Raw genomic sequence first — 13370 nt, forward strand, 5'->3', positions numbered from 1 at the left:
CGTTAACCGGCCTGCTTCGCCTGGCCTTCCTTGATTGGTGACGGCGCCGCCGCCTCGATGGCCGCGATGCGTCCCGCAGAGTCCCGCGCCAGAGCATTAGCGAATTCCACGCCCATCCGGTCATCCTCGCTCCAGCGCGTGGTGCAGGTGACGGTGTAGGTGTGCGAAAGCTGCAGCTTGAAGATCGTGCCGACCGGCACGCTCCACAGCCCTTCGATCAGCGCCCCGGTGGTGGAGATGTTGCGGATGGTGCCGTTGTAGAGATGGCCGGCATGGTCCAGCACCACCTTGCGCAGCATCTTCTGGCGCGGCGCACGGCTGCACCTGGGGCCACGGGCCACGGCTTCCAGGCCGGCTGCCAGGCGCTCGCTTGCCTGTTCTCCATCCAGCGGCCGTTCGTAGATGTAACCCTGCACATGGCTGCAACCGTGCATTCGCACCAGCTCCAGCTCGTCCATGGTCTCCACCCCTTCCGCCGTCGTCTCCATGCCAAGCGAGTGCGCGAGGCTGGTGATCGAGGCGATGATGGCGGCGTTGCGGCTGCCTTTCTCGGTCACGCCGCGCACGAAACTCTTGTCGATCTTGATCTTGTCGAACGGCGCCTTCTTCAGATAGCCGAGCGAGGAATAACCGGTGCCGAAATCGTCCAGCGCGAGGCGGACGCCGATGTTCTTCAGGGCCTTGAACATGCCATCGGTGTCCGCGCTATCCTGGAGGAACACCGACTCGGTGATCTCCAGTTCCAGCTGCGAGGGATGGATGCCGGTGGTCGCGATGGCGTTCGCGACGATGCTTGGCAGTTGCGGATTGGCGAACTGTAGCGGCGATACGTTCACCGCGACGCGGATTTCCTCCGGCCATTTGGCCAGTTGCTCGCACGCCTGGCGCAGTGCCCAATCGCCGAGCTGCTGGATCATGCCGGTGTCTTCGGCGGATTCGATGAATCGCTGCGGCGATATCCACCCCTTCACCGGATGATGCCAGCGCATCAGCGCCTCGAACCCGGTGATGGTCTCGGTCGTGGTGGATACGACCGGCTGATAGAACATCTGCAACTGCCCCTTGGCCAGGGCATCGCGCAGATCCTCCTCCATCTGCGAACGTGCTTCCGCGTCGGCATGCAGTTCCTGCGAATAGAAATGGGACCGCCCGCGCCCGCCGTCCTTGGCGGCATAGAGCGCAAGGTCCGCGTTGCGGATGATTTCCTCGCTGGTGGCGCCGTCGTCGGGCGCGATGGCAATACCGACGGAGGCGCCGATCACCACGCGTTGTCCCTCGATCGTGTAGGGTTGCGAGAGCGAATTGATGATCTCGCGCGACAGCTCGTCCAGCTTGTCGTGCTGCACCCGGCCCGGAATGATGACCTTGAACTCGTCACCGCCAAGGCGGCCCACCTGCCCCATCTTGCCCACGGCGCGCTGCAAGCGGCTGGATACCTGCTTCAGCAGCGCGTCGCCTGCCGGGTGGCCCATCGTGTCGTTCACCTGCTTGAACCGGTCGAGATCGAGCAGGAATACCGAGCAGCTGCGATCGATGATCTGCGGCGCGGAGAGGATCTTCTCCAGCGACTGGCTCATGGTGAACCTGTTGGCGAGGCCGGTGAGCGAATCGTAGCGCGCCAGCCTGGTGGCGTGTTCCTGGCTACGCTTGCGCTCCGTCAGGTCCGTGCCGGAACCGCGAAAACCGATGAAATTGTCGAAATGGTCGTACAGCGGGCGGCCCGATACCGACCACCAGCGCTCCTCGTCCACGATAGCCGCGCGTACCGACAGCTCGCTGAAGGCAGAGCGAGCGGAGAGGTGGAACAACAGGGTTCGCTCGCCCTCCTCGCCGGTGTCCGCAAGATCGAACAACCGGGTCAGCGGCTGGCCGACGAGTTTGTGCGGTTTCAGCCGCAGCGCTTCTGCCACGGGCGGCGAAACGTATGTCAGCAGCGAGCGACGATCGGTTTCCCAGAACCAGCCCTGCCCGGTCTGCTCGTAGTCCCACAGGATATCCTGCGCGCGGGTATTGATCCGCTCCTGCGCAGCACGCGCTTCCTCCAGGCGCGCCTGTTCCTCCATTTCCCGGCGACTCAGGATCATTGCCAGGGTCAGGGCCATCAGGAAGCCGAGCAGGCCGCCGGCGACGTTGTTGTTGAAGAACATCGGCGCATAAAGGCCGATCTGCGCGGCCACGATGCCAAGCGCGTGACGGCGAAGGTAGATCGCCGCAATGGCGAAGATCGCGGACACGGCGGCACCCAGATAGACAGGCGGCAACGTTCCAGCCGAACCCCAGGTCGTGAACCCGTATCCCACCAGGCTCAATGGCATCACCACGGCCACAAGCAGGCCGATGACCTGGAACTGGTAATCGCGGGTGATGACAAGGTCGTACACCAAGCGACTGAGTATCAGCATGACGATGGCGACGCCGAACGCCATTCCCGAAGCAAGGCCGGGCGGACCGCTGGCGACATTCGCGCAGCCCAGCACGGCGAGGAACACGGTCAGCGGCAGGAACGGCCAGGTCCGCGGGAACAGCTGCCTTGCCGCCAGCACGTGCTCCGGTGGGAGATTGTCGTGGCTGCGCATGCCCTTGCGGCGCTCGTCACTACGTCGATCCGCCTTTCCGGCGGGCCTTCTCGCCCCTGGCGCACCGGCCTGTGTCGCCCCTTCCGCTGCGCCATCGGCGGTCGCGGCTGCGGAATTTCGCGCTCTGGCAAGGCGTTGCGCGGACGCGCCCGCGACGGACCGCACCTCTGCAGCCGCAGCGCGCTTGATCCGGTCAACGGCTTTGCCTGCAGTACTCTCCATGACAGACCCATGCCAGAAAGCCCTTTGAGGAACAGTTAATTGCAGCGCAGGACTTCGTTCTGTTTTCGCGAGGTATTGGAGACGGACGCGCATTGCCGGACACGGTTAATTCGCTAGACTTTCCCCAACGCACCATTCGATCAGGAGAGGCGCTGGATGCGGCATATTGCGATCATCGGCTCGGGGCCGGCAGGATATTACACCGCCGAGGCAGCGCAGAAGCAGTTTGGCGAGGACGTGCGCGTCGATATTTTCGACCGCCTGCCAGTGCCTTACGGGCTGATCCGCACCGGCGTTGCGCCAGATCACCAATCGATCAAGGGTGTCGCCCGTCGCTACGAGAAAACCGCGCTTACGGACAATGTCCGCTTTGTCGGGAATGTCTCGATCGGCAGCGACATTTCCATCGCGCAGTTGCAGGAGCTGTACGATGCCGTGGTGCTGGCGACCGGTGCCCCGCAGGACCGGGAGCTCGGCATTCCCGGCGAAGAGCTGGCGAACTGCTTCGGCAGCGCGGCCTTCGTCGGCTGGTACAACGGCCATCCGCAATTCGCCGAGCTTGATCCGGACTTGTCGGGCAATACTGCGGTTGTGATCGGCATGGGGAACGTGGCGCTGGATGTGGCGCGCATGCTGGCCAAGAAAGGGGCCGAATTCGACGGTTCGGACATCGTCGGCCATGCGCTGGATGCGCTCACCGCCAGCAAGATCGAGCGGATCGTGCTGCTGGGCCGGCGCGGGCCGCACCAGATCATGATGACGCCCAAGGAACTGGGTGAACTGGGCCAGCTCGACCATGCTGCGCCGCATGTAGACACAGGCGACCTGCCCGAAGAGGCCGAGGATGCCATCCTGGAGCCGGGACTGCGCAAATCCGTCGCCCTGCTGCGCGAATTCGCCGCGACGCCCGAACACATCCGCGCCGAGAAGCGCATCGCCATCGAATTTGCCTTCTTCGTCCAGCCCCGCGCGCTGGTGGGCGAGGACAGGGTTGAAGCGGTGGAAGTGGAGCACACCCGGCTGGAGCGGGGCCGCGCGGTCGGCACCGGCGAAGTGGAGCGCCTGCCCGCCGACCTGGTGATCAGCTGCATCGGCTATCGCACCGCGCCCATTCCGGGCGTCCCGTTCGACGAGCGGCAGGGCCGCTTCGCCAACGACGACGGGCGTATCCTGCCCGGCCTTTACTGCGTCGGCTGGGCCAAGCGCGGCCCGTCCGGAACCATCGGCACCAACAAGCCCGACGGCTTCGGCATCGTGGAGAAGATCGCTGCCGACATTGCCAGCGGTTCACTGGGACGCGGCGACAAGAAGGGGCGCGAGGGATTCGACGCGTTCGCTGCCGAGAAAGGGCTGGACGTCGTCACCTTCCGAGACTGGAAGAAGATCGAGGAAGCCGAGGCCGCCGCCGCGCGCGAGGGATCCCCGCGAGAGAAGTTCATCGATATCGAGGCAATGATCCGCGCGGCGGACTAGGCAGGCGCCAATCTGGAAGGCGCCGAAGCGCCCACCCTTACACCCGCATCGGCATCAGCACGTAGAGTGCGGGGCTGCCTTCGTCCTTGCGGATCAGCGTCGGGGCACCGGCGTCGGCAAAGTGCATTTCCACCGTGTCGCTATCGATCTGGTGGAGGATGTCCTTCAGGTATCCGGCGTTGAAGCCGATTTCCATGCCGTCGGCACCGTACTGGCCGGGCACTTCCTCGGTCGCGTTGCCGTTGTCGGGGCTGGTGACGGTCAGCGTCACCTTGTCGCCTTCAAGACCCATCTTCACAGCGCGGGTCTTTTCCGTGGCGATGGTGGCCACGCGGTCAACGCCGGAGAACAGCGACTTCGGATCGACCTTTAGAAGCTTGTCGTTACCCGTTGGAATCACGCGCGAATAATCCGGGAATGTACCGTCGATCAGCTTGCTGGTGAGGACGACGCCGCCCTCTCCGCCAAGCGTGAAACGGATCTTGGACGGGCTGAGATCGATCTGGACATTGCCCTCCATCGCCTCTTCCAGCAGCTTGCGCAGTTCGCCCACGGCCTTTCGCGGAACGATCACGTCGGGCATGCCCTCGGCCCCGGCAGGGCGCGACAGGGTGTAGCGCGCCAGACGGTGGCCGTCGGTGGCGGCCGCCTTCAGCACGCCGCCATCCTCGTCAGACACGTGGAAGAAGATGCCGTTCAGGTAATAGCGCGTTTCCTCGGTGGAGATGGCGAAGCGCGTGCGATCGATCAGTTCGGCCAGCGTGGCGGCGGGCAGTTCGAAGCTGGTCGGCAGGTCGCCTTCCACGATCACCGGGAAATCGTCGCGCGGCAGGGTCGGCAGCGAGAAGCGGCTGCGCCCGGCCTTGATCGTCATGCGGTTCTCCGCGGTTTCCAGCGAAACCTCGCTGCCGTCGGGCAGCTTGCGGGCGATGTCGAACAGCAGATGCGCGGAAACGGTGATCGCGCCCCCGCTTTCCACGCTGTTGGCTTCCAGGCTCTCGACGACCTGCAGGTCGAGGTCGGTCGCCATGACTTTCACGTGGCCGCCCTCGTCCGCTTCGATCAGGACGTTGGAGAGGATCGGGATGGTGTTCCGCCGCTCCACCACCGACTGGACGTGAGAGAGACAACGCAGCAGCTTCGCGCGTTCGATGGTGGCCTTCATCGCAAATCGTTCCTCAAACTCTGACGCTGCGGTGCCGGGGAGAGCCCGGATTCGCATGGCTGCGCCGGTAAAATTGCTCGTTCATCCTTAGCGCAGGCATAGTCTCGGGCAAGGATTCGGACGCAGAGCGACGGATTCCTTGGGGAAAACTACCCCAGCATCGCCATGCCGCCGTTCACGTGCAGTACCTGGCCCGTCACGTAACCCGCTTCCTTCGAGGCGAGATAGGCGACAGCCGCGCCGATATCGTCGCCCTCGCCCATGCGACCCATGGGGATGCGGCCGTTGATCGCGTCTTTCTGCTTTTCGTCCAGCGCGTCCGTCATGGCGGAGCGGATGAAGCCGGGGGCCACGCAGTTCACGGTGATGCCGCGCGCGGCCAGTTCCTGCGCCATCGAACGGCTCATGCCGACCACGCCTGCCTTGGCAGCGCAGTAGTTCATCTGGCCGGGGTTGCCGGTCGCGCCCACCACGCTGGTGATGTTGATGATGCGGCCAAAGCGCGCCTTCATCATCGGGCGGGCGCTGGCGCGCATCAGGCGGAAGGTGCTCTCGAGGTTGATCTTGATCACCTCGTCCCATTCCTCGTCCTTCATGCGCATGGCGAGGTTGTCGCGCGTGATCCCGGCGTTGTTCACCAGGATATCGACCTTGCCCAGCGTATCGAGCGCGGCGGGCATCAGTTCCTCGACCTGCGTCGAGTCGGAGAGGTTGCAGGTGATTTCCACGTGCCCGTCGTTGTCGTGGTGCGGCACGTCCTCGTTGAGTTGCTCGCGAAAAGCGCGAAGCTTCTGCCCGTTGGAGCCGGAAAGTGCCAGCCGCGCACCCTGCCGCGCGAGGGCATAGGCGATGGAAGAACCGATGCCGCCACTGGCACCGGTAACGAGAGCGGTCATGCCCTTGAGGTCGAACATCGTCAGATTTCCTTTGCCAGAGCTTCAATGTCTTCCATGCTCACCACGCTGGTGGCCGTGGCATCGGGCGCGATCTTGCGGATCATCGGGCCAAGCACCTTGCCGCCCAGTTCGATGAAGTGCGTAACGCCGGCCGCTTCCATCGCCAACACGCTCTCGCGCCAGCGCACGCGGCCGGTGATCTGCTGCACCAGCAGATCCTTCTCCGTGGCGGCATCGGTCACTTCGGCGGCCGTCACGTTGGCATAGAGCGGCAGGCGGAAAGCGTTGGGCGGCGTGTCATTGAGCGCAAACTGCATGCGCTGCGCCGCGGGCTGCATCAGCGAGCAGTGGAACGGCGCGGACACCGGCAGCTTCACGGCGCGCTTGATGCCGTGTTCCTTCGCCAGCTCCACCGCGCGGTCGATCGCCTGCATGTGGCCCGACAGCACGACCTGCGTCGGATCGTTGTCGTTCGCCACCTCGCACACCTGCCCCTCGGCAGCGGCTTCCGCCAGTGCCTGCGCCTTCTCGAGGTCCGCGCCCAGCAGCGCGCACATCGCGCCAAGGCCGATCGGCACGGCATCCTGCATCGCGATGCCGCGCGTGCGCAGCAGCTTGGCCGTGTCGGACAGGGTGAAAGCACCCACCGAAGCGAGCGCCGAGTATTCACCCAGCGAGTGACCGGCGACGCAATCGCCCTTCTCCGCCAGCGAGAAGCCGCCGTCTTCCAGCACGCGCGCCACGGCAATGGCATTGGCCATGATCGCGGGCTGGGCATTGGCCGTCATGGTAAGTTCGGATTCGGGCCCCTCGGCCATCAGCTGCGCCAGTTTCTGGTTCAGCGCGTCGTCCACTTCCTGGAACACCTCGCGCGCCACGTTGCTGGCTTCGGCAAGCTCCACGCCCATGCCGACCTTCTGGCTTCCCTGGCCGGGAAATACGAATGCAATCATGTGAATTCCTTTCTTGCGCGCGGGGCCTATGCCCCGACGGCGCTTCGTGCAACACCGAAGGGCACGATTGCGTTTGCCGCGTCATGGCCGATGTCGGCCCGCCCGAGGTAGGGGATGCCGCTGCGCTCGCACCAGTACATCGCGATTTCCTCCTCGGTCATGCCGAAAGGCCGGTCGTTCTCCGGCACGTCGCCGATGCGGCCGAGGCGCAGGCCCGCAATGCCGCGAAGGTGCTGCGTCACGTGGAAGAAGAGGCGGTCGACGGCGTAGAGGTGCTCTGCCACTTCTTCCACCAGCACGACATGGCCGGAAAGATCCGGCATCAGTTCGGTCCCGCACAGCATGGCCAGCGTCATCAGGTTGAACGCCGCGACGGGCCGTTCGTCGAGGCCTCCCTCCAGCGCCACCTCCTCGCCGGAGAGGTATCGCAGCACGCGGCGCACCGCGTCCTCGCCGCCCTCGCGCCGCACGTCGCCTGCCAGCGGCCCGTGCACCGGTTTGCCGATCCCCGCACGGTAGAGCGCGGCCAGCATGGTGCCTGCATCGGAGTATCCGAGGAAGGTCTTGCCCCGCGCCGCCTGCGTCAGCCCGGCGATGGCAGGCGCGGCAATACGCATCGCGCCGTAGCCGCCCATGGCGAACCACACCGCGTCGACTTGCGGATCGTTGGCGGCGGCAAGGAAGGCATTCAGCCGCTGCGAATCGTCGCCTGCGAAATGGCCATGTTCTTCAAAGCACTGGTCAGCGAAGCTCAGCTCGATGCGAGGGAACTCGGCTTCGGCAAGAGCCAGCACGGCGTCGGCACGTTCGCGGCGGATCGGCTTGCCGGGGCAGACACAGGTGATGCGCGTCGTCATGTTCATCGCCTAGCCTGCCCGTAGCTTTCCGTCACCCCTGCAACGATGCCGTTTCGGGACGATCCGCAGGCCCGCACAGAACGCACCTTCACGACCCTTCCCAAGATGTCTAGGAGGACGGTGATGAACGAGCAAAAGTCCTCCCTATCGTATTTCTTCTGCGGCATCGGCGGCTCGGGCATGTTGCCCCTCGCCCAGATCGTGAAAGGCCTGGGAGCGGAAGTCGCCGGATCTGATCGCAGCTTCGACCAGGGGCGCACACCGGAAAAGTTCGCCTGGCTGGAAAGGCGCGGCTTCAAGCTGTTTCCGCAGGACGGTAGCGGGCTCACCAGCGCGAACCAGGTGCTGGTGGCAAGCGCCGCGATCGAGGACACCGTGCCCGAGGTTATCCGCGCGCGAACGCTGGGTTGCCCGCGCCTCACCCGGGCCGAACTGCTGTCGAAACTGTTCAACGCCGCGCCCGTCTCGCTGGCGGTGGGCGGCACCAGCGGCAAGTCCACCACCACCGCCATGCTCGGCTGGATCATGGAATATACCGGCCATTCGCCCACCATCATGAACGGCGCGGTGATGAAGAACTTCGCCTCGCCCGACAATCCCTTCGCCAGCGCCGTGGTCGGCCGTAGTGACGTGTTCGTGAGCGAGGTGGACGAGAGCGACGGCTCCATCGCGCTCTACAATCCCACCGTGGCCGTGCTGCTGAACGTCAGCCTCGATCACAAGAGCATGGAAGAACTGCGCCACCTGTTCGGCGAATTCGTGCTGCGCGCAGACGTGGCCGTGGTGAACTTCGACGATGAGGACGCGGAGTTTCTCGCGCGCAGGTGCAAGAAGGTGATCTCTTTCGGGATCGACAACCACAAGGCGACTTTCGGCATCGAACCGGGGACCATTTTCGAAAGCGAGACCGAGACGGATGCGATCCTCGTCGACCGGCGCAAGGACGTGGGCCACTCGCTGCGCCTGCCCATGCCGGGGCGGCACAATCTCGAGAATGCGCTGGCGGCCATTTCCGCGGCTGTCGCGGCAGGCATCCCGGTGCACGACGCGGCGATGGCGCTCTCCGCCTTCAAGGGCCTTGCCCGGCGTTTCGACGTCATCGGCACCAGCGAGAGCGGCGTGACCGTGATCGACGATTTCGGCCACAACCCGGAAAAGGCCCGCGCCACCCTGCGCACGTTGAAAGCGCAGGAAGGCCGCGTGATCGCCTTCTTCCAGCCGCACGGTTACGGTCCGCTCAAGCAGATGGGCACGGAACTGGCGCACACTTTTGCCGAGGAACTGGGGCCGGACGACTTCACCATCATGTGTGAGCCGGTCTATTTCGGCGGCACGGTGGATCGCAGCGAGGGCAGCGAGCGGATTGTCAAGCTGATCCGCGAGGCCGGTGGGAACGCCGAATACATTGAAACGCGAGAGGGCTGCGGCGATCGCATCGTCGAACTGGCCCGGACGGGCGACCGCGTGGCAGTGATGGGCGCGCGCGACGATACGCTGACGACCTTTGCGCAAGGGCTGCTGAAACGTCTGTGAGCACGTACGCCAAGGCTTAGCTATTCAACGGCGTATGGACGCTGTTCACGATATCAGGTCTTGTCGGACTGTATCAGCAATGGGCTGAAGGCAAAGACGCGCCGGCTGCGCTTCTCATAGGAATAGTGGGCTACATCAACTGCTTTCTTGTGGCCGGGGCTTTCCCGAGGTGCCCGAATTGCCGTGAGCCGGTGAATGATGCCCACATTGCAGGCGACAGCAGAACGGGCCATGTCGTCCGGCCGGACCGTCCGCCGCGCTCGTGCGGCCATTGTGGCCACGATCTTACCTGAAAGCCTTTTGCAACGATTGTGAGCCATAATGCGCTCTCGCATCGCAGTCGAACGAGAGGCAAGGGCCTGTAAAAATGCAGAAAAGTTACCGCCAGAGCGGTGTGGGGATGCTGGATGCGGCGCCCGGCACCTACATGGTCCACGCCTATTTCGACGATAACCAGGTGGACCTGGTGAAATGCAACGTGATCGGCTGGCAGATCGCGCAGGACCGCCGCCTTACCCCGCTCGTGCTCGATCCGCGCGCGGTGGACGAGGATGGCTGGGTCATCATCCACCCCGATGGCCGCGTGGAGGCCGAGGACGGTCGCAACTGGCCGACCGAAGAGGCTTGGCTGCAGGCCGAGCGCCGCCAGCGGCGCAGCGCCGCGTAAGAGGCTAGTGCCCCGCCCCGGTCTCGTGACCGAGGCCCAGTACCTTGTGGAGCACGAAGACGATTACCGCGCCCAGCGCGAGGCCGGTAAGCGCTGACAGGCCGGCAAAGGTCAGCCAGCCCAGCAGTCCGCCCGCGATGGCGGAGACGCCGTGCTCGATGCCTTCCACCCAGTGCTCCGGTCCGGAAATGCCGATTTCCGCGAGACCGTGCAGGATAATCCCGCCGCCGACCCACAGCATCGCGATGGTGCCGATGAAGGATAGCGCCACCAACAGCTTGGGCATGGCCTTCAGCAGGAAACGGCCGAACCGCTTGCCCGCGTCGGTCAAGGCTTCCTTGGACATGTGCAGGCCCACATCGTCCATCTTCACGATCAGCGCCACCGCGCCGTAGACGGCAATGGTCACGGCAACACCCACCAGCGCCAGCACGCCCGCGCGGGTGAGAAGGTCTTCCGCGGCGACTTCATTGAGCGTGATCGCCATGATTTCTGCGGACAGGATCAGGTCGGTGCGGATTGCGCCCGATGTGCGCTGCTTCTCGAACGCGACGGGATCGTCGATCTCGTCGTCCACGGTCTTGCCGTGCTTTGCGCCGCCCAGTTTCTCGATCACCTTTTCCGCCCCTTCGTAGGAGAGGTAGGCGCCGCCCAGCATCAGGATGAAGACGATCGCCTGCGGCAGGAACTCGCTTAGCAACAATGCGCCCGGCAGCAGGATCAACAGCTTGTTCTTCAGGCTGCCCTTGGTGATGTTCCAGATAATCGGCAGTTCGCGCGCGGGCGAAAGGCCCGTGACATAGCTCGGCGTAACCGCCGCATCGTCGATCACCACGCCCGCCGTCTTGGACCCGGCGCGCCCCGCGGCGGCGGCGATATCGTCCACACTGGCGGAAGCCGTGCGGGCGATGATGGATACGTCGTCGAGCAGGGCTACGAGGCCACCGGGCATGGAATTTCCTTTACAGTTCGGATGGGCATCTACGTTCGGGAGCGAATTTCTATCCGCCCTGAAGGATTCTCAATTGGCCCGATAGACAGTGATGACGACGTGCGGTTCGCTCACGGCAGGGTCGAAGCCCAGCGTGCCAACAAAAGCCCCGCGGGTGAGCCAATCGTATTCGCCCAGCGGCGCCTCGAAGGCAGGACTGGTCCGCGCGGGTGGCGGCGGCGCTTCTCCGGGCACGGGCATGCACAGCGTCCCGGTGTTCACCACGTTGATGACGACGCCGTCGTCGGTGCGCAGGAAATAGTCCGCCACGATATCGCTGCACCCGTCGGAGCGATCGAGCTGCCAGTCCCACCCCATCGGCAGGATCTCGCCGCGCATGTCAGGCCCTTCGAAGGTGCCGCCGGTGATGGGAATGATGCGGCGCACGCCGCGCGGCGTCTCCCCCACCGGGATCACTTCGCCAAGGGTGACGACGGAGCGATAGAGCAGCTCCAGCCCCGGTTCGGGCGGCACGGGGGCTTCCTGCGCGGCAGCAGGTGTGGCAATGGCGGCTGCAACGGCGGCCAGTATTAAGCGCATTGGACGAATCCCTCCTCTTGCCGGAGACCGTAACCGCCCTTGCAATCTCCGCCAATCCCGCTATGTGCGCGCCTTCTGCTGAATCGGGGCATAAGTTGCCCCAGGCGGAAAAACCAAGAAAGCCGGAGGGACGCGCGCGGAATTCGCCGTGCCAATGTCAGCGATCGGCAGGAAGTGAAAGGAAGCGCGCATGGCTCGTTACGAGCATGTTTTCCTCGCGCGTCAGGACCTGAGCCAGGCTCAGGTTGATGCGCTTGCCGCTGGTGCCACGGAAATCGTGGAAGCCAACGACGGCAAGGTCGTGAAGACCGAGACCTGGGGCCTCAAGTCCCTCGCCTACAAGATTGACCGCAACCGCAAGGCGCATTTCGTCATGCTCAACATCGAGGGCCCCGGCTCTCTGGTGGCCGAGCTGGAGCGCCAGAACCGCATCAACGAAGACATCATCCGCTGGCTGACGATCGCCGTGGAAGAGCACGAAGACGGCCCGTCCGTCATGATGCGCAAGAACGATCGCGACAAGAAGAAGCGGTCCGACCGTGAGGAGCGCAACTGATGGCCCGTCCGTTCTACCGTCGTCGCAAGTCCTGCCCGTTCGCGGCCAAGGACGCCCCCGCAATCGATTACAAGGACGTGCGCCTGCTGCAGGGCTTCATGTCCGAGCGTGGCAAGATCGTGCCCAGCCGCATCACCGCCGTTTCTGCCAAGAAGCAGCGTGAACTGGCCAAGGCCATCAAGCGCGCCCGCCACCTGGGCCTGCTGCCCTACATCGTGAAGTAAGAGGAGCAAGACACATGGATATCATCCTCCTCGAACGCGTTGGCGGCCTCGGCCAGATCGGTGACATCGTCACCGTGAAGGACGGCTACGCCCGCAACTTCCTGCTGCCGCAGAAGAAGGCCCTTCGCGCCAACGAGGCGAACAAGAAGGTCTTCGAAGCCAACCGCGAGAAGCTGGAAGCCGAGAACGCCGAACGTCGGACCGACGCCGAAAAGCAGGGCGAAAAGGTCGAAGGCACCGAGATCGTCCTGATCCGTGCCGCTTCGAACGCCGGCCAGCTTTATGGTTCGGTCAACGTGCGTGACGTGGCTGCCGGCCTCGCCGACAAGGGCCACGACATCGACAAGAAGCAGGTCATCATGGGCGCGCCCATCAAGACCATCGGCATGTTCGACGTGACCATCCGCCTGCACCCCGAAGTCGAGGTGACGATCAAGGCCAACGTGGCGCGTTCGGAAGACGAAGCCGAGCTGCAGAGCCAGGGCGTCGACATCCTCAAGCAGGCTGCCGAAGAAGAAGCTGCTGCCATCGCCGGTGAAGGCTTCCAGGAAGAACTCGACCCCGATCGTGAACTGGGCGACCTGCCCAGCGCCGAAGAAGGTGCCGAAGTTCTCGCCGAAGACGCATCGGCCGAAGACGCCGAGAGCGAAGAAGGCGAAGAGAACGCCTGAGCCTTTCGCGGCTGACGAAAACAGGGGCGTTGCCAGCGATGGCAGC

Annotated in this window: 14 protein-coding genes; 6 read left to right on the forward strand and 8 right to left on the reverse strand. The window is 64.4% G+C overall.

The window, feature by feature from the left end:
* Positions 1-2: 2 nt before the first annotated feature.
* Complete coding sequence (locus ABFX23_RS05460) at positions 3-2798, reverse strand: EAL domain-containing protein (RefSeq protein WP_346032094.1); 2796 nt, start codon at positions 2796-2798, stop codon at positions 3-5.
* A gap of 156 nt (positions 2799-2954) precedes the next feature.
* Between ABFX23_RS05460 and ABFX23_RS05465 the strand changes: the two genes are divergently transcribed.
* Complete coding sequence (locus tag ABFX23_RS05465) at positions 2955-4271, forward strand: FAD-dependent oxidoreductase (RefSeq protein ID WP_346032095.1); 1317 nt, start codon at positions 2955-2957, stop codon at positions 4269-4271.
* Between the two features lie 37 nt (positions 4272-4308).
* On the opposite strand, the gene dnaN is transcribed toward ABFX23_RS05465, so the two are convergent.
* The 4 genes from dnaN to ABFX23_RS05485 all read right to left on the reverse strand — a co-directional run bounded on the left by dnaN (position 4309) and on the right by ABFX23_RS05485 (position 8142).
* A complete protein-coding gene (gene dnaN / locus ABFX23_RS05470; RefSeq protein WP_120078371.1) occupies positions 4309-5436 on the reverse strand; it encodes a DNA polymerase III subunit beta in 1128 nt (375 codons plus the stop codon).
* A gap of 149 nt (positions 5437-5585) precedes the next feature.
* Positions 5586-6350, reverse strand: coding sequence for a 3-oxoacyl-[acyl-carrier-protein] reductase (gene fabG, locus ABFX23_RS05475; RefSeq protein ID WP_346032096.1), 765 nt, complete (start codon positions 6348-6350; stop codon positions 5586-5588).
* 2 nt (positions 6351-6352) lie between these two features.
* Positions 6353-7285, reverse strand: coding sequence for an ACP S-malonyltransferase (gene fabD / locus ABFX23_RS05480; RefSeq protein ID WP_346032097.1), 933 nt, complete (start codon positions 7283-7285; stop codon positions 6353-6355).
* 26 nt (positions 7286-7311) lie between these two features.
* Complete coding sequence (locus ABFX23_RS05485; protein WP_346032098.1) at positions 7312-8142, reverse strand: LD-carboxypeptidase; 831 nt, start codon at positions 8140-8142, stop codon at positions 7312-7314.
* 123 nt (positions 8143-8265) lie between these two features.
* Here ABFX23_RS05485 and ABFX23_RS05490 point away from each other — a divergent pair, with 123 nt between their 5' ends.
* Entirely contained in the window at positions 8266-9675 is a 1410-nt protein-coding gene (locus ABFX23_RS05490) for a Mur ligase family protein (protein ID WP_346032099.1), read from the forward strand.
* A 53-nt stretch (positions 9676-9728) separates the two neighbouring features.
* Here ABFX23_RS05490 and ABFX23_RS05495 read toward each other — a convergent pair whose 3' ends face one another.
* Positions 9729-9995 (reverse strand): hypothetical protein, encoded by a 267-nt coding sequence (locus tag ABFX23_RS05495; RefSeq protein WP_346032100.1) that lies wholly within the window; start codon positions 9993-9995, stop codon positions 9729-9731.
* 47 nt (positions 9996-10042) lie between these two features.
* Here ABFX23_RS05495 and ABFX23_RS05500 point away from each other — a divergent pair, with 47 nt between their 5' ends.
* A complete protein-coding gene (locus tag ABFX23_RS05500; protein WP_346032101.1) occupies positions 10043-10342 on the forward strand; it encodes a hypothetical protein in 300 nt (99 codons plus the stop codon).
* Positions 10343-10346: 4 nt separating this feature from the next.
* On the opposite strand, the gene ABFX23_RS05505 is transcribed toward ABFX23_RS05500, so the two are convergent.
* Together ABFX23_RS05505 and ABFX23_RS05510 are read right to left on the reverse strand one after the other, a co-directional pair.
* Positions 10347-11294 carry a DUF808 domain-containing protein gene (locus tag ABFX23_RS05505; RefSeq protein WP_346032102.1) on the reverse strand — a complete coding sequence of 316 codons (948 nt, stop codon included), beginning with the start codon at positions 11292-11294 and terminating at the stop codon, positions 10347-10349.
* Positions 11295-11363: 69 nt separating this feature from the next.
* Complete coding sequence (locus ABFX23_RS05510) at positions 11364-11873, reverse strand: DUF3237 domain-containing protein (RefSeq protein WP_346032103.1); 510 nt, start codon at positions 11871-11873, stop codon at positions 11364-11366.
* Between the two features lie 190 nt (positions 11874-12063).
* On the opposite strand from ABFX23_RS05510, the gene rpsF reads away from it, so the two are divergent.
* From rpsF to rplI, 3 genes are read left to right on the forward strand one after another with little or no spacing between them, the layout of a single operon-like run.
* Positions 12064-12429 carry a 30S ribosomal protein S6 gene (gene rpsF / locus ABFX23_RS05515; protein ID WP_346032104.1) on the forward strand — a complete coding sequence of 122 codons (366 nt, stop codon included), beginning with the start codon at positions 12064-12066 and terminating at the stop codon, positions 12427-12429.
* Positions 12429-12653, forward strand: coding sequence for a 30S ribosomal protein S18 (gene rpsR, locus ABFX23_RS05520; RefSeq protein ID WP_119584342.1), 225 nt, complete (start codon positions 12429-12431; stop codon positions 12651-12653). The genes rpsF and rpsR overlap by 1 nt, the downstream gene beginning before the upstream one ends.
* A gap of 14 nt (positions 12654-12667) precedes the next feature.
* Complete coding sequence (rplI, locus tag ABFX23_RS05525) at positions 12668-13324, forward strand: 50S ribosomal protein L9 (protein WP_346032105.1); 657 nt, start codon at positions 12668-12670, stop codon at positions 13322-13324.
* The last annotated feature ends 46 nt before the right edge of the window (positions 13325-13370 follow it).

It is taken from the genome of Erythrobacter westpacificensis, from assembly GCF_039542285.1.
GTDB lineage: Bacteria > Pseudomonadota > Alphaproteobacteria > Sphingomonadales > Sphingomonadaceae > Alteraurantiacibacter > Alteraurantiacibacter westpacificensis.

What these genes read in the sequence shown, in the direction of transcription:
- ABFX23_RS05510 (WP_346032103.1), bottom strand. Translation starts at nt 11,873, where the DNA reads ATGCGCTTAATACTGGCCGCCGTTGCAGCCGCCATTGCCACACCTGCT.
- fabG (WP_346032096.1), bottom strand. Translation starts at nt 6,350, where the DNA reads ATGTTCGACCTCAAGGGCATGACCGCTCTCGTTACCGGTGCCAGTGGC.
- ABFX23_RS05490 (WP_346032099.1), top strand. Translation starts at nt 8,266, where the DNA reads ATGAACGAGCAAAAGTCCTCCCTATCGTATTTCTTCTGCGGCATCGGC.
- rpsF (WP_346032104.1), top strand. Translation starts at nt 12,064, where the DNA reads ATGGCTCGTTACGAGCATGTTTTCCTCGCGCGTCAGGACCTGAGCCAG.
- rplI (WP_346032105.1), top strand. Translation starts at nt 12,668, where the DNA reads ATGGATATCATCCTCCTCGAACGCGTTGGCGGCCTCGGCCAGATCGGT.
- dnaN (WP_120078371.1), bottom strand. Translation starts at nt 5,436, where the DNA reads ATGAAGGCCACCATCGAACGCGCGAAGCTGCTGCGTTGTCTCTCTCAC.
- ABFX23_RS05505 (WP_346032102.1), bottom strand. Translation starts at nt 11,294, where the DNA reads ATGCCCGGTGGCCTCGTAGCCCTGCTCGACGACGTATCCATCATCGCC.
- fabD (WP_346032097.1), bottom strand. Translation starts at nt 7,285, where the DNA reads ATGATTGCATTCGTATTTCCCGGCCAGGGAAGCCAGAAGGTCGGCATG.
- ABFX23_RS05465 (WP_346032095.1), top strand. Translation starts at nt 2,955, where the DNA reads ATGCGGCATATTGCGATCATCGGCTCGGGGCCGGCAGGATATTACACC.
- rpsR (WP_119584342.1), top strand. Translation starts at nt 12,429, where the DNA reads ATGGCCCGTCCGTTCTACCGTCGTCGCAAGTCCTGCCCGTTCGCGGCC.
- ABFX23_RS05500 (WP_346032101.1), top strand. Translation starts at nt 10,043, where the DNA reads ATGCAGAAAAGTTACCGCCAGAGCGGTGTGGGGATGCTGGATGCGGCG.
- ABFX23_RS05485 (WP_346032098.1), bottom strand. Translation starts at nt 8,142, where the DNA reads ATGACGACGCGCATCACCTGTGTCTGCCCCGGCAAGCCGATCCGCCGC.
- ABFX23_RS05460 (WP_346032094.1), bottom strand. Translation starts at nt 2,798, where the DNA reads ATGGAGAGTACTGCAGGCAAAGCCGTTGACCGGATCAAGCGCGCTGCG.
- ABFX23_RS05495 (WP_346032100.1), bottom strand. Translation starts at nt 9,995, where the DNA reads ATGGCTCACAATCGTTGCAAAAGGCTTTCAGGTAAGATCGTGGCCACA.